Genomic DNA, 22,142 nt, shown 5'->3' with positions numbered 1-22,142 from the left:
TACTTATTCTATCAGCAATAGCTTTACTCCGTGAGAAGGCACATCACATGCATAATTGTTTGAAAAATATCCTAAGTTTTTGTGCGACCAAACATCCCTGATTTTATGACGGCCATTTAATTTCAGCCTGTTAAAATCCAATGTAATTCTGGCCGGATTTTCTGATTTATTAAATAAAGCAACAGCATATTTTTTACCTGATACAGATTTTAATTTCTTAGTCCATACCTGTAACCCCGGAGCTTGTTCATAGGCCAAAGTACCCTGTATACCTAAGCTATCTTGGCTAATAGCAATTGCCTCCTTATTTGTTAATATGGAAAGCACCTCCTTAGATACAGACCGCAAATCATTTCCCAGCATTAATGGTGATGCGATCATGCACCACATGGAAAAATGGCTTCTCATTTCTTCAGGATTCATTACGGCCAATCTTCCATTATCACTTCCAACACCAATTAACATCATATCAGCGTCATTCCAATGGCCGGGCCCGGCTATTTCCGGGTATGCAGCAGATAAATTCAATTCATAAATTACGCCATCCCATTGACTTTTTTCTTTTGGCGTATGATCTATATCAGGGCCAACCCGCCAGCTATTCCCTATATAAGGAGCCCAGTTTTGATAATCTCTACCTCCCTGGTTACATATACTAAATATCATTGGCCTGCCAGTGTTTAATATAGCTTTAGCAACGGCTGTAAATTCTTTTTTATAGGCTACTGCTGTACGCATTGGCGCAAAATTCACATCTACCTTAACATAATCATAGCCCCATTCGGCAAACGTATCCATATCCTGCTGGTAATACCCCCCGCTAGCAAGCGTAGGGTAATTAGCCTTTGAACCTATGTTCGTATAAATACCTGCTTTTAATCCTTTACTATGGATGTAATCTGCCAAAGCTTTCATTCCACCGGGGAACTTTGCATTATCAACAATGATCTTGCCATTTGCATCTCTGCCAGTGCTCCAAAAATCATCTACATTTACATATAAATACCCGGCATCTTTTAACCCAGTGGCCACCATAGCATCGGCAGTTTGCTTAATTACAGCCTCGGTCGGATTTTTTTTAAATGTGTTCCAACTGCTCCAGCCCATTGGTGGTGTTAATGCAAGTCCGTTCTTTATCATATCCGGATTTTGCCCTGCAGCGGTTGTAAAAGGAGAAAAAAAACCAATAGTTAGTAACAGTAATAATATTGTTTTCATATTTCGATTTTCGGGGTAATCTGATCCGAAAAGTTACCATAAATTTATTGAATATTAAATGACACTCTTAAACTGGTGTTCAGTTTTTGAGGCCCGGCTTTTTGCATTTAAATACCGGATACGTTAAATATAGCGATACTCCGCATAACTGCAGGCTTTGACACGACACCGGTAGCTTTGAAACGTAAGGCGGTAGCTGTTACTGCCGGAAATTGGTCTATTCGCTTATGCCCAATGGTTTCACCCTTAACAATTTGATTCCATTGGCCATTTATTTTTGCTTCGATGACATAATTTGAAATTTTCTGGCCGTTATGCAAGTCTTCCATAGTAATGACATGATTGAAAGTTTTTGAACTAACAAAATTAATTGTTTGTACAGATGCTTTAGACATCGAGCTGGCAACCGGGTGACTGAACCGTCGTTTGATCTCATCCCCGGTTTCCTTAGCTGCGGTGACAAGATCTGCCGGAATTAGTCCGGAACGGTCGGGCGTTAAATTGATAATTATACTGGATCCACGTCCTACAGTTTCATAATAAGCCTTCATCCGTATTTCAAGAGGCTGGGGTTTACGCGGGCCATGCCACATCCACCCCCCGGTACTGAATGCATTGGTTGTGGGTGCAATTTGCGGACGATATAACTTGCCCAACGGATCACCCGTATTTGTGTGATCCCATTTATAGGTTTGGCTTACGGTGTATATAGTGCCATCTATTGTATTCAGGGCGTTCCACAAGGGATAACCCGCATGCCCGTTTTCATTGCCAACATGTTCCACATCCCGTCCCAATAACAAACAATGTGGCTGTAAACTGTGGGCATAACTGGTTACCGTCTTATAGAACTCTCTGAACTTGCCGCCATGTGGAATTGAGTCCAACACATCGGAGCGGCCAAAATGATCGTCCCAAATAAAAACCAATGGCCCGTAATTGGTCATCAGTTCTTTAATCTGTTCTTTCTCCTTTTTTAAAGCCAACTTGTATACTTCAGGATCGTTTAATTTATCAATATTGGCAGTTTCACCACCTTTATAACCGGTATGAATCGATTCCCAATGCGAGTCGATCCAGGGCGGCGTGTACAGGCCTACTTTCAGGCCATACTTTCTGCAGGCGGTTACGAACTCCTTGACAATGTCGCCATGTCCATTTTTATAAGGGCTTGATTTTACGCTATAATCAGTTGTTGTGGTAGGCCATAAACAAAAGCCTTGTTCATGTCGCGCGGTAAGGACTACATATTTCGCACCCATAGCTTTTGCGGCAAGCACCCATTGGTCGGCGTTCAAATGGGTAGGGTTAAATGCGAAGGCCGGCGTACTTCCCTGGATTGATCCGGGTGCCGCATAAGTGTCGATGCTGAAGTGTATAAAAACACCCATCTCCATATTTTGAAAAGCCAGTTGGTCGGTAGATGGTTTAGCTAATACAATGGACTGGCTTTTTCCAGTGATTGCAACGGTCGTCAGAAAAAGAGTGAGTATGAGATTAGGGAGCGATAGCTTAATTTTCATGTATTAATGTTGATGGATGACTTACTTTAAATATTGCATTAGCAATGATTCTTATTCACTTTTTTGATAAACTCTAACATAATCTACCTCGAACCGGGCCGGAAAGCTTGTTTTAGCAGGATCACCACCCTGCATGCCTCCAATGGCCAGATCTAAGAGTATATATTGAGGTTGTTGGAACGGGTACGTTTCTGATTTATCCCTGTTATACAAGTCTTTCATATATACCTGGTTCATTAATATGTCGTCTACATATAACGCTATCCCGTCTTTATCCCAATCCATTCGCCAGACATGAAATTTTTTAGACCAGTTCTTGTCTTTAAACGTTGATATATCTTTCCTGTTGGAGTACCATAAGGCTTTATGCGGTTCAGCTTCAACAGCAATATTTGCTAACAGGTAATGCCGGTAAAATTCCATAATATCTATTTCTCCATTGGCTGGCCATTGTCCCTGGTTCCCTAAGGTCCAAAAGGCCGGCCATAGCCCCATAGCTGTATTTATCCGCGCGCGCATTACAAAACGTCCGTATTTCCAACTTTTCTTTCCTGCGGTATTAATGGAACCTGAAGTGAAATCGACAAATTCCCTTTGCCTTTTCCAGTTCGTATCTGCTTTGTTATACGTGGGATTAGGAAAATGTGTCTTTTTAGCTTCAATAATTAAATAACCGTTTTCACATCTTACATTCTCTGATTGATACCATTGATATTCTTTGTTACGGACAAATCCTTTTTCAAAACGCCAAACAGAGGTATCCACAGGCCCGTTTTTATTGAATTCATCCGCCCATACTAATTTGTAACCGTTACTTTGAGGATCAATCAGGGTGTCTTTTTCTGTTATCAGGGTTCGGGTGCTGTTCCCCCTTTTTAGCCCCGAATTGCCGGCCTGACCGAAAACTGCTGTTACCAATAATATTATAGTAAAGACTAATTTGAGTTTATTCATTTTTAGGTTTGTGCATTACGGTAAACTATTATCACTAACATGAAGGCTTGACAATAATTGGCATCGCAAATAACTGAAAAGATGCGTTGAGTTATGCGCTGTAATAGGTTTAAAATGCGTTCAAATCGATTAAAATCATTTTAGCTGTAATGTTAGCGCAATGTTGGTAAGTCTATAAACTATCTGCTTCTTTGTACAATTTACTATGCTGGTTATGTAATCAATAAGCGTTGAATCCTTTCTTTTATGCTAATATCGCTTAATAAAAAGATAATTGTTAATATGACAATATAAGTTATATTTATTTTATTTGTTGCGGAAATGTTAATAGGCTCCATAAAACTGGTTTGAAGCGGACGTTAATAGAACTAAGGCGTTTTATCTGAATTAGTAATAGTTAATTAGTGTTTTTATAACATTTATATTTAAGGGTGAGAAAAAATATTAGCTTGCCCTCATTGACCTAAAATAATACCATTATAACCGTTAATCTTTAAAACACCGGATAACCTGTGTTTATTACTTTGTGTAGCTTTCAATTGATCTTAATAAAATAAATGTGCCTTTTTTATAGAGATCAAAATGAACACTATCCCTATAAACCGGCAGGAGGAACACTGCAATAAATGTTGCTTTATTAATACCAGAGTGGTAAATATTAACTACAAAACATAATACGGGAATAGCTTGGAATTATGCTATTTTGGTTCAATTATTCAGGCCGTTAATGTTCCTGATATGGTTTGAAAACCTTCAACTCAGATAGCCAATTCTTAAAGGATTTTATGATGAACCTAAAAGAAAGACCAATAAAATTCCTCAGGATAATATCAATCCTGTTTGTTTTTCTTGTTGTCAGGTGCCCAACGGTAAACGCGCAGCAAAATTCCTTGAAATTTTCTTATCTGACAGTTGATGAAGGGTTGTCACATACTGACGTAAAGGAAGTAAAGCAAGATAAGCTGGGGTTTATATGGATCGCGACTTTATATGGTTTAGATCGTTACGATGGCTACGAAATCAAGCGGTTCTATAATACGAACATACCCAAAAACTATTCTTTTAAGAACAGGATCCGTAGCATGTGCCTTGATGAAAATGACCGGATTTGGCTGGGATCGGAAGATGGCATACAGTTTTTTGATCCGCAATCAGAAAAATATACTAACGTCGATAATCCAGAACATAATACTGGAAAAAAAAGCTACTCCCGCCTGATCGCATTAAAAGGGGGTCTGTTGGCAACGCTGGCAGAAGATAAATTCAGGTTATTTAAAGTTAATGGCGCCGTATTGGAAGACATTCCCTTAATTTATCCTACCGGGGTCAGCTTTACAGATATAATGGCCGATGATAATAACGATATCTGGTTATCAAGCAATAATGGATTATGGAAACTTGATCAAAATCACATATTCAGTCATTTAATTATTGATAGCGCGAAAGTTCCTCATAACCTGCTGAAGGTCTTTAGAAACCGGAAGGGACAGCTAATAACGGTAGAAGGTACGACTGTTTTACTCACAAGGGAAAATATGTCATCGGGCGAAAAAACAGCCGGTTATACTTTACATACGCAACAGCGTTGTTTTATAGCCGGATGCTCAGCCATTCATGATGTAGTACAAGATAAAAACCTTGACTACTGGGTCTGCACAGATAACGGATTATTCCTACTGGGCCAGGATTTTAAATTGAAGCAATCCATTACTTCGCAGAGTTTTACACATAGCCTCAATACCAATTTTCTGGAAAAATTATTTATAGACAGGTCAGATTGTTTGTGGATATGCACTTTCGGAGGTGGTCTTGATTTTTGTGACTTAAACGCAAAGCAGTTTTACACTTTTCAGCGTAATCCTGAAATGTCAAATACCTTGTCAGGCAATCACATCCGGTCAATATTAGAAGAGTCGCCGCAAATTGTATGGCTTGGGACAAATACCAACGGTTTGAATGAGTACAATTATAAAACAAAGGAGTTTGTTCATTTTAATACAGAAACAAAAGGCGTCAGGCTGAAAAGTAATGAAGTGGACGCCCTGGAACTGGATAGAGCAGGGAATTTATGGGTTGGTAATGATAAAGGAATTGACATTATTAACAAGCAGCGAAACGGCATATATACACCACCTGGTAATGATAAATTTCCGCTTGCTATAACCAGCATAGCCAGGGACTGTTATGGCCATATATGGTTTGGCAGCTATTATAACGGATATGGTAATATCATACCTGATAAAAATGGAAATTTCAAGGTTAGTTATAGGGGGACAGGCTCGGGCTACCAGATCTGGGCCGATAAAAAAAAGCCTGAAATTATGGTTTCCACTATCAATGGGCTACAGCGCCTGGTCATTTCTGAATCCGGCGAGGTTATTAAAAGATTTCTCTATCAGGTTAATGACAAGTCAAACTCATTAAGTTCCAACTATATTTTCCCTGTTCAAAAGAAGAATGACAACACTTTTTGGGTGGGGACTATAGGCGGTGGGTTGAATTATCTGACGCTTGACAAAAATGACAATTATAACGTCAACATCTACGACAGTAAATATGGAGTTTTTAATGATGTGGAAGCAATGGAACTTGATGATAGGGGAAATGTATGGATGGGAGGAAACGGATTGGAGCGGTTTGATCCTAAAACAAATCAATTGACAAGATATGACAAGAACGATGGATTACAAAGCAATAGTTTAAAAGTTGGAGCATCGTATAAGGGCAGCGATGGGCGGCTATATTTTGGCGGCGTAAATGGGGCTAACTATTTTTTCCCAGACAGTATCAAACCCAATAGATTGCCTGCCCACCCCATATTTACCGATCTAATTATAAATAATAAGAATGTCCGGATTGATCAGGGCCATGATTTAGAAAACACGCTTCCGAAGGCTATTCCCTATAGCCATCACCTGGTGTTGAACTATTTACAAAATAATTTTATGCTATCTTTTTCTGGGATGCATTATGCAAACGCGGAAAAATGCCAGTATCGATATAAACTCGAAGGCTTTGACAAGGGCTGGAAATATACCAGTGGTAAGAATCCTACGGCAGCTTATACGAACCTGGACTATAGTGATTACAGATTAGTTCTTCAGGCATCCAATAATGATGGAATCTGGAGCAGTGACAGCGCCGTCCTTCAGATAGAAATCACTGCCCCATGGTGGAAGTCTCCTCTGGCGAAGGTGATCTATTCTATATTAATTCTTTCCGTATTGATCGGTATTTATGTTTATCAGGCCAGGTGGTTCCGGCTAAAGAAGGAACTGGCTGTTCGCGACGTCGAAGAAAAGAAAAGGGAGGAAATGCATATTCAGCGGGAAGAGCTTTATCAGCAGCAATTGCAATTTTTTACCAATATATCACATGAATTCCGTACCCCGCTAACATTAATATTAGGGCCGCTTGAGAATTTACTGATGGAAAATGCGAATACCGTTTATCAGCATACTTTCCAGATCATGCGGCGTAATGCAAAAAGACTTATTAATTTGATAAATGAATTAATGAACTTTCGCAAAGTTGCTGATAATGTTATCCCGCTTCAAGTGGCTGAAGTTAAACTTTCCGAGTTCACAGAAAAGCTTTATGAGGAATTTAAACCATTAGCAGAAAACAATCAAATGGACTTTTCCTTGAAAATCGGTGATGCAAAAGCGACAGCTTATTTAGATACACAGATTGTAGAAAAGATTTTATTTAACCTGTTAAACAATGCTTTTAAATATTCTCCCCCGGGTGGAAGCGTAATTCTGGAATCATTTAATGATTTTGATGATTATAAGCCATTATATTCCTCTGAGTTCAAGCTGATAAACAATTCGCGGGCGGAAAATTATACTTTTTTTAGAATTGCTGATACCGGAATTGGAATTTCTAAGGATTCTATTGGCCAAATATTTGACCGCTATTACAGGATCAGTAACAATCATATCGGATCAGGGATTGGACTAGCTTTGGTAAAAAGCCTTACTTTACTGCATCGCGGCGATATTTATGTCTACAGTGACAGAAACCAGGGAACAGAAATAATTATTGCGTTACCGCAGGGCCCTCAAAATTATTCTCCTGAAGAGAAAGCACGCCATGAGCGCGGTATTTCCTCAGTCATGCTCGAAGAGTTAGATAATTCGGTTGATTTAAATGCGGTCAACAATGCAAATGGCTTGGCGGATGAGAACAATTGTAATACGCAGAAGCAGCATATTTTACTTGTTGAGGACAATGGTGAGCTAAGATCTTTCTTAAAGGAAGTATTGCAGAAAAAATATTTTGTTTACGAAGCCATCAATGGAAAGGAAGGCTACGATATTGCTGTCAATCATATTCCTGACCTTATTATAAGTGATGTGATGATGCCGGTAATGAATGGGGTGGAAATGTGTCGTCTAATAAAATCTTCTTTCGAGACAAGCCATATACCATTTCTGTTCCTATCTGCTAAGAGCGCTCTGGATGCTATGCTTGAGGGACTTGAGTCAGGCGCTGATTATTACATTGCAAAACCGGTTAGTATAGACCTGTTGTTACTCACCATCGGTAACTTATTTGAACAAAAGCGTAAACTAAAACAAAGATATACGGAGGATTTTTACGCAGATGCTACAGAGTTGGTTCATTCTAATCAGGATAAGCAGTTTTTGGAAAAATTAATTAGAGTAATTGAAGAAAATATCCATAAACCCGAACTGGATGTGGATTATATCTGCAACGAAATGTTCACGAGCAGGTCAAAATTATATAAGAAAATCAAAAGCATCTCCGGGCAATCAATTAACGAGTTTATCAGAACTATCCGTTTAAAGAAAGCAGCATACATTATGACCCACGAGGATGTTACCCAAAACGAACTCGTAGAAAGAATTGGCATTTTGAGTTTGTCCTATTTTCAAAAAGCTTTTCGAAAAGAATTTGGAAAAACGCCCTCCCAGTTTATTCAATCAGTCAAGAAATAACGAATTATTTCGGCACTATTCCTAAATGGCGTATTCTAATGCTATTTAGCTTGTTTTATAGCTGTTTGAGCGTATTTAATATCAATAACAGCGCATCAATACCCTCTATTTATACATTTATTTGCATCAACCAATTATTAAATAATGCGGTGGAGAATGATTCCGTATTTGCTAATAACCTATTAATTAATTTAAACAATTACCAATTATGAGTAAAACCTTACTACTTGCTAATGGACGACAACCCATTAAGTTTAAACCAATTAAAAAATTAAAACGAACATCTTTGTTTCGACATTTTTTGTTCTTGTTTTTTGTACTGTCGACATTTGCACCTTTAATAACCTATGCTCAGTCGGCTAAAGTTAGCGGTGTTGTAAAAGATGAAAAAGGCGAAAGCTTGCCAGGTGTAACGGTGGCAGTGAAAGGAACAACAGCCGGCGTTGTTACCGATAAGGATGGCCATTTCTCTATTACTGTTGGTGCCGATAAAGCAACTTTGCTTTTTTCTTACGTAGGATATCTTAGCAAGGAGATTACAGTAACAGCTGGAAAAACAGTTAATGTTTCTTTAACTCCCGATACACGGGACCTGAATGAAGTAGTTGTAGTAGGCTACGGCACGCAGAGGAAGTCTGATGTCACCGGATCGCTATCAAGTTTATCGCCCAAAGATTTCAAGGACGAACCGGTAACCAGGATAGATCAGGCGCTGCAGGGTAGGGTAGCCGGCGTAGAAGTTGTTAATAATTCCGGTGCGCCAGGTGGTGACGTTTCGATCAGAATAAGAGGTGCCAATTCCATTTTGGGCGACAATAATCCCTTATATGTGATTGACGGATTTATAGGAGCGGACTTTAATAACTTAAATCCCGATGACATTGCCTCGATCGAAGTGCTTAAGGATGCTTCAAGTACCGCTATATACGGTAGCAGGGGAGCAAATGGTGTTGTTTTGATCACAACTAAAAAAGGAAATTCAAAAAAACCGGAGATTGATTTAACCTCTATTTTTTCTTCCTCTCAGGTATTGAAAAAAATGGACCTGATGAGCGCCTCAGTTTTTGCTACTACAGTAAACGAGCGCGATGCGGCAACAGGTCTATCGCCGACTTTCACGCCGGAACAGATAAGTGCATTCGCAACCAATGGCGGTACTAACTGGCAGGACCTGGTGTACCGTAATGCACCTGCGCAAGAGTATAAGCTAAGCATGTCTGGGGGTAATGCTGTGACTTCTTATTTTATTTCTGCTGACTACCTGAACCAAGACGGCATCATCATTAACTCAAACTACAAACGATATGCGATCAGGTCTAATATCAATTCGCAATTTTCAGATAAACTTTCTACACGGGTGAACATCTCAGCAGTCCGCAGGGAAGCACTAAATAACACCCAGGAAGGGATTGGCAGCCCGGCGAACCAGGCACTATCATGGGCACCCACAACACCGCTTAGAGATAGCACTGGCAACTATACCAGGGTTGATCCAACCAGTTCTATTTATGGTAACCCGGTCGCCAATGCCGTTGACGCGACAAATCTGTTGAACACCACCAATATGACCTTAAACGCCGGAGGTAATTATCATTTCTTTAAGGACCTTTCTTTGGATGTGACTTTTGGTGTTGATTATTCCAATATCCAGGGAGAATATTATGCGGGGCCTGAGATAACCAATAACATTCCCAGTGCAAGCCGCACATCGGAAGAAATGATCAATTTGCAAAATACAAATACCTTAAATTATTCGCACATTTTTAATGGTGTACACAGCCTGACTGTTACTGCAGTATTTGAACAGGAAAAGTATACCACTACTATGTTCAATGCCAATGCCAATGACTTGACCTATTCGAACCTTGGATATAATAACCTCGCTTTATCCACTACTCAATCTGCCGGTTCATCTTATTCTGAATCTGCACTAATCTCTCTTTTAGGCAGGATCAATTATGCCTACAAGGACAAATATTTGTTAACGGTTTCTTTAAGACGTGACGGTTCATCAAAGTTTGCCCCGGAGAACCAGGAAAGTACTTTTCCATCAGTAGCTTTAGGCTGGAGATTATCCGAAGAACCGTTTATAAAAAAACTTGGCATATTTGATCAGTTAAAGCTGCGCGGTAGCTGGGGTTTAACAGGCAGCCAGGCAATTAATCCGTATGCTACATTGGCAACCTATCTTACGGACGCTTTTGATGGAGCGGCCAGCTTAAATAATAATTCCGTAACTTCTGGTATAGTGCTGGGAAACGCAGCCAATCCTGCTTTAAAATGGGAAACTACACAAGCCGAAGATTTAGGCCTGGATGTTGCATTGTTTAACAACCGGTTGAATTTTACAGCAGATGGCTATGTAAAAAACACCAGGGACCTATTACTATCTCTGCCGTTGCCTGCGTTTGACGGCGGGGGCAATATCATTAGCAATGTCGGCAAGATGAAAAATAGCGGTATTGAATTTAATATCGGTGGCATTCCTATTCATTCCGGAAAATTTACCTGGGCAAGTTCATTTAATATCTCCTTCATGAAGAACAGGGTGGAGAATATTGGAAACCTATCAAGTATTTTCACTAATACTATTACAGGGAATGCCGGCGCAGGCCTTTCTACACAATCTGAATTTATTATTAAGCCAGGCTACGCGCTGGGATCTTACTGGGGCTTAAAATATTTAGGCACATGGAAACCGAGTGAGGCTGCAGAGGCGGCTAAATACGGTGAAAAACCAGGGGATTCACATTACCAGGATCTGAATGGTGATGGCGCGATAAATGGCAGCGATTTCCAGATCATAGGGAATGGAACCCCAACCAAATCACTGGGATGGAACAATACCTTTACGTATGGTAATTTCTCGCTGAATGTATTTGTTCAGTCATTATTAGGCTTCGACAAGCTTGATTATGCTTATGCGAGTTCTGTAACACCGAATGCTGATGCTAAACAAGCAACTAATGCTGATGTGTTGAATCGATATATTCCGGGTGTAAACGAAACTTCCAATATACCCGCTTTCAGCTCAACGAACATTGATTATTTTGAATCAACCCGCTTTTTGGAAAATGGCAGTTTCGTAAGGTTGAAAAATATTAACTTTTCGTATCACCTGCCAACTGAGCTCACTAAAAAGGTTGATGTGAAAGTATTTATAGGAGCTACCAATTTATTCACTATTACTAAATATAAAGGTATAGATCCGGAAGCAACCAATGCAACGTCAGGCACTGATGTTGCACAAAGCATTGATTTGGGATCCTACCCAAACTCCAAGACATTTAACATTGGAGTAACTGCGAAATTTTAATAAATAAAAAATATATGAAAAAGATTCTCATTTTTATTTTAGCAAGCCTGTCGGTGGTGGGCTGCAAAAAAGCGTTGGTGGAAAATCCAGCGGGTCAGGTAGTAGGCGATGTGGCGTTACAAACGGTTGCAGGCTTAAACGCTGCATTAGTTGGAGCTTATAAGCCGCTTTCAGTTAGTTATGTTACAGGTTTTAATAACGCTGCAGTAGTTGCGGTGCTGATGGGATCAGACGACTTAACTACGCATCCTGCAAGTAACAAAGCTGACTTAAGGGAATTCGACCAATATCACGTATCAAATCTTAATGATAGGATGCCCACTATTTGGAACGGGTGTTATAAATCAATACAAGGTGCTAATAATATTATTAGCAATTATACATCAACCTCGGGAGATGCGGCAACCATTAACCAGATTCTTGGGGAGGCTTATTTTTTACGTGCGTTTAATTACTATTGGCTGGTTAGGCTATGGGGCCCGATTCCACTTATCACTTCTGCAGTTTATTCAGCGGATGTGCTTAAAACAACTGTGTCGCAACCGGCCGATGTCTATAAATTAATTGAAAGTGATCTGGGCAACGCAATAAAATTGATGGGCGATAAGAAACTGGACGACGGACGGGCATCAAAAGGTTCCGCATCAGCGTTGCTGGCGGATGTTTATTTAACAGAAGGTGGATGGCCAATTAATGATAACAGTAAATATGCACTGGCAGCTACTCAGGCGCTGGACGTAATTAACAATAAAACTGCATATGGTTTTGACCTGGTGGCTGACCTGCCTACACTTTGGCTACAGACCAAAGAAGGAGTGGCAACCTCCGAAGAGGTATTTGCAATCCATAATTGCGGTACATGTAACTGGTTTAATGGTAATGTACTATTCGGAAACTCTCCAACGCCGGGTGAAGAAAATGGATGGGATGATTATTTTTCAGAAATCGCATTTTTTAATAATTTCCCTGCTGGTATCAGGAAAGATGTTACATTCCATACGGTGATCACACTGGCAAATGGAACTACCGAACCTTGGCAAAATGACGATGTAAAGCACCCTTATTTTCAAAAATTCCGTGCGGCAGTTGAGGATCGCACTAATAATGCGGGCAGTGCAACCGTACCTTTGATTCGTTATGCCCATGTACTGTTAATTTATGCAGAGGCACAGGCCAGAAGTGGCGCAGTTAATGCGCAGGCTTACGCCAGTATTAATGCGGTTCGTTCCAGGGCCGGTTTGGCAGCATTGAGTGGATTATCAAGCGCAGATTTTATTAATGCGGTTATCAATGAGCGGTCCTGGGAATTCGCTGGTGAATATACACGATGGTTCGACATCACCCGTCTCCAGATATTGCCCCAGATTATTGCGGCAAGGGATAAATCCGAGAATGCAGTAATAGGTACACCTCAGTATTATTTGCCAATCCCTGCAGCTGATGTGCAATTAGATCCAAACTTGTAATCTGCAAAACCTGAGCCTTAAATCTTGTCAAAATAATTTTATAATGATTCAACGAGCAAGATTCGTTAAAACGGCGGTTGTTTCCCTGATGCTGGTATTTCCATACCTGGCATCAGGGCAATTGCCTGTTACTACCAAAGTGACAGACGAGACTAATCCTATTTACTTCTCCGGACCACCGAACCCGACGTTCTTTAACATAATAAATATCAGGAGGGTTCAATTGGCACCCAATGCATCAACCACCAGCATTGTTGCACTATTTAAAAAATGAAATACACATATATGAAATACTTATTGATCTTCGCGTTAACACTTAGTTGCTATCAGTCATCTTATTCAAAATCGTTTAAATGCCTCGCAGATACAGCAACAGCCGGCAAAACCATCTTAGATGAGGATGGAAAGCCGGTAAATGCTCATGGAGGGGGTGTTCTTTACTATAAAGGTGTTTATTATTTTTTTGGTGAAATAAAAAAGGGAAACACCTGGCTGGTACCAGATCAGCACTGGGAAGATTATAGGGTTCCGGCAGGCGGTATTTCCTGCTATTCATCCACTGATCTTGTCCATTGGAAAAACAGGGGAGTAGCACTTAAACCCACAACAAATAATCCTGGTTACGATATTGACACAAGCAGGGTAATTGAACGCCCAAAGGTGATCTATAATAAAGAGACGAAGAAATTTGTAATGTGGATGCACATCGATAAGAATGACTATAAATATTCAAGAGGAGGTGTAGCCGTTAGTGATAAGCCATGGGGGCCTTATCAATATATAGGAAGCGTTAAGCCCAATAATCAAATGCTGAGGGATATGAACTTATTTAAGGATGATGACGGAAAGGCCTATTTGATTTATTCTTCAGAAGATAATAACACGATGCAGATATGCCTGCTTAGCAACGATTATCTTAAACCCACCAAACACTATTCCAGGATATTGATCAATAAAAAGAGGGAAAGTCCCGCTATATTTAAATACAGCGGAAAATATTATCTGATTACATCCGGATGTTCAGGATGGTCACCTAACGCTGCTGCTTATGCAGTTGCAGATCACATAATGGGGCCATGGGAAGAACACGGTAATCCTTGTAAAGGGCCCAATGCAGATTCATCTTTCTATTCGCAGGGAGGTTTCGTATTACCGGTGGCAAACAAACCGGGCTCCTTTATTTTTATGGGAGATATCTGGAATAAGTTAGACCTTGAACAGTCCAGGTATCTATGGTTACCCATCCGTTTTGTGAAGGGTGAGATCGAAATTTATAACTAATGCCGATATCGAAATATATAAGCCTAAACCTTATCTTAATTAACAAAAAAGATATTCAATAATCCAGGCAATGCAGAGATCACATGTCATCGAAGTGAAAAAAGGAATAAAAGACTTTATTGCAATAAGATCCGTCAATATTGATAAATTTAATATCCTGATCCGATGTAGATATGCAGCATAATAAAATTGTTAAATGATAAGTTTTAAAAGTATAATAAAAGGGAATATTATCTTATTTCTTCTTTTTCCTGAATTTGCCCATTCACAAGCATCTATTCTCCCGGCGACACCGGTAGCACCTTTTTCGCATCCTGCCAAGCGTATCAGCGCTGACCTTTTCGGCGTTTTTTTTGAAGATCTCAGCTATGCTGCCGATGGCGGACTTTATGCCGAATTGATTCAAAATCGTTCATTTGAATACAGTGCGAGCGACCGGAAAGGATGGAACTCATTAACCAACTGGGAATATACAACTGAAGGTTTTGGTTACGGAACTATTTCAGTTGAAACAAGCCAGCCTATTAACGCCAATAACCCACATTATGTAGTTTTAAATATAGATGATCCTGGACAGAATGGGGTAGGCATCACGAATCTGGGTTATGATGGGATAAGGTTAAAAAAAGGAGAGCGTTATAATTTTTCTGCATATATAAATCAAATATCATCCAAAGCTATTCCGGTTGAAGTTAAATTATGCGGAAGAAAAGGTGAAGTTTACAGCGTTTTTAAATTTAATACCAGCGGCAGGGGATGGCGGAAGTATACTAGCAGCATGTCAGTAAAGCGGAGCACAGATTCAGCAGTACTTACATTGGTCGCCAGGCAAAAATCGAAATTGGCCCTTGACGAAATTTCTCTTTTCCCGCAGGAGACCTTTAAAAATGAAGCTAACGGTCTTCGGGCTGACCTCGCACAGACGATCGCAGATCTTAAACCCAAATTTGTCCGCTTTCCGGGAGGGTGCCTGGTTCATGGCGACGGTGTCAATAATATCTATCGTTGGAAAAATACGATTGGACCGGTAGAAAACCGGATACAACAACGTAATATATGGTCCTACCACCAAAGCGTGGGACTGGGGTTCTATGAATATTTTAGATTTTGTGAAGATATAGGTGCAAAACCATTACCGGTAATTGCAGCAGGGGTTAGTTGTCAGAACTCTGGTGGAACCTGGGTAATCGGGAGCACCGGTCAGAAAGCGCTACCGTTTACCGAGATGAAAAGTTATATACAAGATATTCTGGACCTCATTGAATATGCCAATGGTCCGGTAACATCAACCTGGGGGGCTAAACGCGCCGCAGCGGGCCATCCGAAACCTTTTCACCTGCAGTATATCGGTATTGGAAATGAGGACAAACAAACGGATGCGTTCAGAAGTCGATTCAAAATGATCTATGACGAGCTGCGGGCAAAACATCCTGAAATTACTATAGTCGGAACGGTTGGCCCTTCACCCAATGGAGAAGATTATAACCTTGGCTGGGATTTTGCAAACAGACTTGCTGTTCCTGTTGTCGATGAGCATTTCTATGAAACACCACGGTGGTTTCTCGATAATAACAACCGTTATGACAATTACAGCCGGGCCAGATCGCATGTTTATATTGGCGAATATGCTTCGCAGGGGACTAAACTGATAAATGCCTTATCCGAAGCAGCGTTTATGACAAGCCTGGAACGAAACGGCGATGTTGTAAAAATGGCGTCCTATGCGCCCTTACTGGCTAACCTAAACCATACTTCGTGGAACCCTAATCTTATCTATTTTAATAACGATACGCTTGTTCGCACTGCTAATTATTATGTGCAGCAATTATTTTCAGTGAACGAGGGCGACACTTATATACCCAATATCATCTCCTTTGAACGCGATCAGTCGGCTAAAGATTCCACGCTTGCATCATCATGTGTAAGGGACAGTAAAACTGGAGATGTTATCTTGAAAATCGTAAACGCCGGTCCAACGGCAGCTGTTGCAAAGGTCAATCTTTCATTATTGAATGTAACAGGTGATCTGATTGTTTCAAAAATTTTAACGGGAAACCCTAATGACCAAAATTCTATCGATCATCCTGCGGTTGTCATACCAATAAGCACCCGCGTTAAACTAACAGACCTGGACAGTTTTCTTTCGCCAGCCTATTCTCTAACAGTAATACGTTTTTCAGCTAAATCCAACCAGCATCATGTTTCAAATTAAGCCCGTGAGATTCAAACTAATTATAGCAATTTTTATATCTCTATCAATTTCACTTCATACCCAGGCCCAGCAAATGGGTAAGGAAGAGTTGAAATCGATGGAGAAAAGTAATTCAGCATTTAAAGGCGGTATTAATGGGGTAAGCCAACCGGGGCTGAACTTGCCTCCTGAAAAAATGCAATGGTGGCAAAATGCGAAGTTCGGTATGTTTATTCACTGGGGCTTATACGCTATCCCCGCATCCGGCGAATGGACAATGTTCAATAAAAAGATATCTCCTGAGGAATATGCAAAGTTGGCAGATCAGTTTAAACCGCGTTCTTTTAATGCAGATCGTTGGGCAGCCATAGCAAAAGCAGCCGGCATGAAGTATATGGTAATGGTTGCCAAACATCACGATGGATTTGCCATGTGGAACAGTCCTTCCAGCTATCATCATTTTAATAGCATGGAAACGGCAGCTCATACTGATTTTATCGCGCAATATACTGCAGCCTGCAGGAAAGCAGGACTGGGTGTAGGTATTTATTACTCCCCTATGGACTGGCGCTTCCCTGGTTATTTTGATCCGAAAGGTCTGCCGGAAAATGCAGCATTGATGAAGCAGCAAGCCTATGGCCAGGTAGAGGAATTGATGAAAAATTACGGTAAAATAGATATTTTATGGTATGATGGTGGCTGGCTGGCGCATAAAGGAACTGACGCTGATGCAGCATGGTTTTGGGAGCCGCTGAAGCTAAACGCCATGGTTAGAAAGTATCAACCTGATATCGTTATCAATCCACGTTCCGGGATGTTTGGTGACTTTCAGGTAAATGAAGGCGGTGCGGAGGTTAAAGGACCAATTTTAGACTTTCCATGGGAAAAATGTTTAAGCCTGAATGGCACGGGCTGGGGATTTACAAAAGCGCAGAATTTAATGTCCGTGAAAAGCATATTGCAAATGCTGGTAAATGTTGTTGACAGGGGAGGCAATATGCTGCTAAATGTAGGCCCCGATCCAGATGGAATTATACCGCCGGCTCATGTGGCCATACTAACTAATGTAGGCAAATGGTTAGATAAAAATGGTAAAAGCATTTATGGCACACGTGCGGGTCCGTTTGAACCTGTAGATAGCTTATATGGCAGTACACACAAGGATAATAAGATTTATATCCACCTGATTAATTCAAGTAAGGTTACAACGGAATTACACTTACCAAAATATGACCGGCAAATACGATCATGTCGAATATTAAAGGGCCAAAATTTAAAATTTAGCCAGGATAAAAATGGTATCGATATCTCGATTGATAGTAAAGAACTTGATCCTGCGGTCACCACTATTGTTTTGACGTGCGCAGATTGATGTTTTCAAGTGATATGCCGAGCTCTTTTAAAAAGACAATGTCAAACAGGCTTCCTACACTGTCAGTAATCCGTCAGAGCTTCTGATTGTAACTCAACAATCAGTCAACAAGTAACGAATCATTTCGGAACTATTTCTAAGGTATATTTCTATGCTATTCGCTTATTTTATAGCTATTTAAGCTTAATTAATACCAATAACAGCGCATTAATAACTTTTGATTATACAGTAATTTGTATCAACCAATTATTAGAATAATGCGGTGAAGCATGCCCCGTATTTGCTAATAGTCTACCAATTAATCTTAACCAATTATCAATTATGCGAAAAACCTTACTATTTGCTAATGGACGAAAACCCATTAATGACAAACAAATTAAAAGAACGATTTCTGTATTTCGGTACGACCTCTTCTTGATTTTCTTAGTGCAGACCTTGCACGATTATAAACCATCACAAACAAACCTATCACATTAAAATATTACCCCGATGAAAACAATTAGAAACTTTAAAACGACTTTAACGACGAGCGTAAAGGCGTTGGCTATTATTATTTGCCTGTGCTTTTCGATTGCAAGCCATGCAACAGTGGTTACCTATCCTCAAGTCCCTGTTGTGCAGGCATGCCAATTCTCATATACTCTTAAGGCAAGAGATCATGGAACAACAACCTGGAATACGGTGTACTTATACAACACTCCTGTTACAACTGCTACCGGAGCTGAAACTAACACTACATGTGGTTATCTGAGCTGCAGCGGTTCAACAGATTATAAAATTATCTTTTCCACTACTGTTACCAGTGCAGCGATTTACCCTGCACCACTTAATATCACACCAACCTTTGCTGGTGATTCCATTATGTTCACCATTGCAGGACCCCAAAAATTCTATGTTGATATAAATGGGGATCATTACAATGATTGTATACATATTATCGCTGATCCCCTAGAAGTGAATCCGCCACATCAGGGGGATGCAAATGTGATATTTATCCCAAGCGGCACTTTTGTTGACAGTATTGTAAAAGTGCCCAGTGGAAAAACGCTTTACATACAAGGAGGAGCCGGTGTGCGCAGTATAAAACTTGACAGCACAACAAATACCCAGGTGCTGGGAAGGGGGGTTATTTTTCGCCCGACGTTTGACGCCGTTTCTATAATACGTGCCACTAATGTTACTATTGACGGTATTCTCGACTTTGACCATGGCTGGGGTGGAAATGGCGGTTGCGGGATCCGTTGCGGACAAAGCACCAATGTTGCTATTAGTAATGCGGTATCCTTCAGTTCTAAGCCCTGGGGCGATGGTTATGATATTTTTTCCTCTAACGGTGTTACTGTTAATGATGTTTTCCTGCGTACAAATGATGATGCCATTGCTTTTTATGGTGGAGGAAAGGATGGCTTCACGGGAAATTGTCATAATATAGTTGTTACCAACTCAACACTTTTGCCCGATAATGCACACGAGTTTTCCATTGGTGTGTATGGCGATCAGAATATCGACACACAAATACGTGATATCGTAGTGGCGAATATCGACATTTGTAGCTGGAGCAGATCGTCAGGCCAGGGCTGTTTCTATTTTAGCGTGGGCGACAGGGTGCGGGCGGCCAATCTTAAGTTCAGCAATATCCGGGTAAAGGATTTTATAGGCAGTGCCCTGATACGCATGGCGGTAGTTTATAATTCAACCTATAATTATAACCCGGGACGTGCTATTGATAGTGTTTTTTTTACCAATATCAATTATACCGGCACTGGTACTCCCGCATCATCAGCCAGCGGTTACGATACAACACGCCGGACTACAAATATTTTTTTTAATAACCTGATAATTAACGGCACTATAGCTACTAGCGCCACTGCAGCTAATTTCACCAGAGGCAGTTACGCCAGTAATATTACGTTCTCAGCCTTACCAGTCACCATCGGGCAAACTTATATAATGACTGCGGAAAATAGTAGTAAATGTGCTAATCCCAGCGGAGGCTCATCGTCTGCAGGAACAAACATTGTGCAGAATACCTATGCCAGTAACACCTACCAGCAATGGGTAGTTGAAGACGCGGGAAACAATTTTTACAGATTTAGGAATGTATATAGTGGAGATTATATGGATATTAGTGGGGCTTCGACTGCCAACTTGGCCAACGATATTCAATGGCCGTTGGACGGAGGGTTTAACCAACAGTTCCTGCTCCTTCCCCAGGGCGGCGGGTATTACTCCATTATGGCCCGGCACAGTGGTAAAGTGCTCGATGTTAACGGGAATTCCAGCAGTGACGGTGCAACAATTATTCAATGGCCATATTCCGGAAATAACAATCAACGTTGGTTATTTACAAATGCCAGTACTGGAATTATCGCCATGGCTTTAAAAATACCTGAGCCCACTTTACCGGCAGGCGATCCTGCTGTTAATTCTGCATTATCGCCCAATGGCGATGGGGTGAATGATGTGCTTACGATAACCAATATTGAAAAGTACCCCGACAATAAAATAATGGTGATGAACGTAAACGGCACCAAGGTTTTTGAAGCCAGCCATTACGACAATGCAACGCAGGTTTTTAACGGGCATTCAAACATTACAGGCCAGTTACAGCCCCAGGGTACCTATTATTATCAACTGCAATACACCGATAACGGGGTAGTAAAAAGTAAAACAGGATTTATAGTGCTGAAATATTGATAACCCACCCCTGGCAGCACACGTACTTTTTACAATAAACAAGAAAATAAAAAGAGCAGTTGGATAACGCTGACTGCTCTTTTTATTAAATCTGGATTCCGCTGTCAGTCTAAATAACTAAAAAACGCAGTTACGGATTAATAAAGATCTGAAATGTAAACTGTCAGAATTCAAACATCATACCGAAAAGAAAAAAATGAATTTCATTACAAATAACTTTAACATTATTGGAATTTTACGAAAAAAGGCATTTAAGTTATGCTCATTTACAGTTGTTTTCCTGGTTTACACCTTTAACCTATCTGCCCAAAGCACTACACCGTTCAGTTATTCACAGTATATGAATAATCTTACGCCTGTTAATCCGGCGTATTCAATGATTGGTCAGAGCGGTTCATTAACCGGAGTAGTAAGGAAACAGTTTACCGGGATAGACGGGGCGCCGTCAACCTATCTTGTAAATGCAAACATTCCGCTTCCGGACATGGGGGCGTCAGCCGGTTTTATTGTACAAAATGATCAAATCGCCATTGAGAAACAAATGGAGGCTAACTTCTTTTTCGCAAAATCGATCCAATTGGATGAACGGAATTTTTTGGCAGTCTCTGTGAATGCGGGTATAAGTTCATACAAGGCCAATTATTTATCAATTGATGAGAATAACGATCCTTTATTTGGAACTAATATTAATGAAACTAAAGCTAACTTAGGTTTTGGAGTATTGCTATACAGCGATACTTATTATATCGGCTTTTCTATGCCCGAGCTTTCTTTACGTAGCCTTGGAACAGCTTCACAGCAGGGTGATAACTATTTCAAAAATCGCTACTATTTGGCCGGGGCTTACCTTGCTGAGCTGAACGATGATTTTAAATTTAAGCCCTCAGCATTAGCAACCTATGCAAGTGGCTCAACTGTTACAACTAATTTTGCTGGTATATTTTATATAAGAGATGTATTAGGTATTGGGGCCAGCTATTCCACTAACAGCCTGGCAGCACTCCTGCTCGATGTAAATATTGGTACAATACGTTTAGGCTACAGTTATCAGTTTGGTACCAACAGCTCAAACCTGGGAGGCTTTAACAGCGCCATACATGAAATTATGCTCAGTTATCGTTTTGGCGAAGGAAGTTCTACTCCAAAAGTTTTGTAAACAA

General features: G+C 40.4%; 12 protein-coding genes. 9 read left to right on the top strand and 3 right to left on the bottom strand.

Annotated features, from left to right (window positions below):
* Positions 1-3 precede the first annotated feature (3 nt).
* From BLU33_RS15745 to BLU33_RS15735, 3 genes are all read right to left on the bottom strand, one after another.
* Complete coding sequence (locus BLU33_RS15745; protein WP_091374974.1) at positions 4-1,218, bottom strand: glycoside hydrolase family 27 protein; 1,215 nt, start codon at positions 1,216-1,218, stop codon at positions 4-6.
* 107 nt (positions 1,219-1,325) lie between these two features.
* Positions 1,326-2,741 carry an alpha-L-fucosidase gene (locus BLU33_RS15740; protein ID WP_091374971.1) on the bottom strand — a complete coding sequence of 472 codons (1,416 nt, stop codon included), beginning with the start codon at positions 2,739-2,741 and terminating at the stop codon, positions 1,326-1,328.
* A gap of 51 nt (positions 2,742-2,792) precedes the next feature.
* Positions 2,793-3,695, bottom strand: a complete 903-nt coding sequence (locus tag BLU33_RS15735) for a glycoside hydrolase family 16 protein (RefSeq protein ID WP_091374968.1) — start codon at positions 3,693-3,695, stop codon at positions 2,793-2,795.
* Positions 3,696-4,480: 785 nt separating this feature from the next.
* On the opposite strand from BLU33_RS15735, the gene BLU33_RS15730 reads away from it, so the two are divergent.
* From BLU33_RS15730 to BLU33_RS15690, 9 genes are all read left to right on the top strand, one after another.
* Positions 4,481-8,659, top strand: coding sequence for a response regulator (locus BLU33_RS15730; RefSeq protein ID WP_157682174.1), 4,179 nt, complete (start codon positions 4,481-4,483; stop codon positions 8,657-8,659).
* 208 nt (positions 8,660-8,867) lie between these two features.
* Positions 8,868-11,975 (top strand): SusC/RagA family TonB-linked outer membrane protein, encoded by a 3,108-nt coding sequence (locus tag BLU33_RS15725; protein WP_091374962.1) that lies wholly within the window; start codon positions 8,868-8,870, stop codon positions 11,973-11,975.
* A gap of 14 nt (positions 11,976-11,989) precedes the next feature.
* Positions 11,990-13,441: a RagB/SusD family nutrient uptake outer membrane protein gene (locus BLU33_RS15720; protein WP_091374959.1), complete on the top strand. Its 1,452-nt coding sequence runs from the start codon at positions 11,990-11,992 to the stop codon at positions 13,439-13,441.
* A 43-nt stretch (positions 13,442-13,484) separates the two neighbouring features.
* Positions 13,485-13,715 carry a hypothetical protein gene (locus BLU33_RS15715; protein ID WP_091374956.1) on the top strand — a complete coding sequence of 77 codons (231 nt, stop codon included), beginning with the start codon at positions 13,485-13,487 and terminating at the stop codon, positions 13,713-13,715.
* The gene (locus BLU33_RS15710; protein WP_232009309.1) at positions 13,712-14,722 is read left to right on the top strand and encodes a glycoside hydrolase family 43 protein; all 1,011 of its coding nucleotides are present in this window, start codon (positions 13,712-13,714) and stop codon (positions 14,720-14,722) included. Before BLU33_RS15715 ends, BLU33_RS15710 begins: the two co-directional genes overlap by 4 nt.
* Positions 14,723-14,918: 196 nt before the next feature.
* On the top strand, positions 14,919-16,934 hold the full coding sequence (locus tag BLU33_RS15705) for an alpha-L-arabinofuranosidase C-terminal domain-containing protein (protein WP_091374953.1): 2,016 nt from the start codon (positions 14,919-14,921) through the stop codon (positions 16,932-16,934).
* 4 nt (positions 16,935-16,938) lie between these two features.
* Positions 16,939-18,285, top strand: a complete 1,347-nt coding sequence (locus BLU33_RS15700) for an alpha-L-fucosidase (RefSeq protein WP_157682173.1) — start codon at positions 16,939-16,941, stop codon at positions 18,283-18,285.
* Between the two features lie 489 nt (positions 18,286-18,774).
* Positions 18,775-20,982 (top strand): RICIN domain-containing protein, encoded by a 2,208-nt coding sequence (locus tag BLU33_RS15695; protein WP_091374943.1) that lies wholly within the window; start codon positions 18,775-18,777, stop codon positions 20,980-20,982.
* A 196-nt stretch (positions 20,983-21,178) separates the two neighbouring features.
* On the top strand, positions 21,179-22,138 hold the full coding sequence (locus BLU33_RS15690; protein ID WP_091374940.1) for a PorP/SprF family type IX secretion system membrane protein: 960 nt from the start codon (positions 21,179-21,181) through the stop codon (positions 22,136-22,138).
* Positions 22,139-22,142: the final 4 nt, after the last annotated feature.

The organism is Mucilaginibacter mallensis, assembly GCF_900105165.1.
In the GTDB taxonomy this organism is placed as follows: Bacteria; Bacteroidota; Bacteroidia; order Sphingobacteriales; family Sphingobacteriaceae; genus Mucilaginibacter; species Mucilaginibacter mallensis.
The sequence above is the reverse complement of the archived record's forward strand: the minus strand, read 5'-3'. Positions and strand labels throughout refer to the sequence as shown.

Bases quoted from the DNA above. Each gene is read 5' to 3' on its own strand.
- BLU33_RS15745 (WP_091374974.1), bottom strand. From the start codon at position 1,218: ATGAAAACAATATTATTACTGTTACTAACTATTGGTTTTTTTTCTCCT.
- BLU33_RS15740 (WP_091374971.1), bottom strand. From the start codon at position 2,741: ATGAAAATTAAGCTATCGCTCCCTAATCTCATACTCACTCTTTTTCTG.
- BLU33_RS15735 (WP_091374968.1), bottom strand. From the start codon at position 3,695: ATGAATAAACTCAAATTAGTCTTTACTATAATATTATTGGTAACAGCA.
- BLU33_RS15730 (WP_157682174.1), top strand. From the start codon at position 4,481: ATGATGAACCTAAAAGAAAGACCAATAAAATTCCTCAGGATAATATCA.
- BLU33_RS15725 (WP_091374962.1), top strand. From the start codon at position 8,868: ATGAGTAAAACCTTACTACTTGCTAATGGACGACAACCCATTAAGTTT.
- BLU33_RS15720 (WP_091374959.1), top strand. From the start codon at position 11,990: ATGAAAAAGATTCTCATTTTTATTTTAGCAAGCCTGTCGGTGGTGGGC.
- BLU33_RS15715 (WP_091374956.1), top strand. From the start codon at position 13,485: ATGATTCAACGAGCAAGATTCGTTAAAACGGCGGTTGTTTCCCTGATG.
- BLU33_RS15710 (WP_232009309.1), top strand. From the start codon at position 13,712: ATGAAATACACATATATGAAATACTTATTGATCTTCGCGTTAACACTT.
- BLU33_RS15705 (WP_091374953.1), top strand. From the start codon at position 14,919: ATGATAAGTTTTAAAAGTATAATAAAAGGGAATATTATCTTATTTCTT.
- BLU33_RS15695 (WP_091374943.1), top strand. From the start codon at position 18,775: ATGAAAACAATTAGAAACTTTAAAACGACTTTAACGACGAGCGTAAAG.
- BLU33_RS15690 (WP_091374940.1), top strand. From the start codon at position 21,179: ATGAATTTCATTACAAATAACTTTAACATTATTGGAATTTTACGAAAA.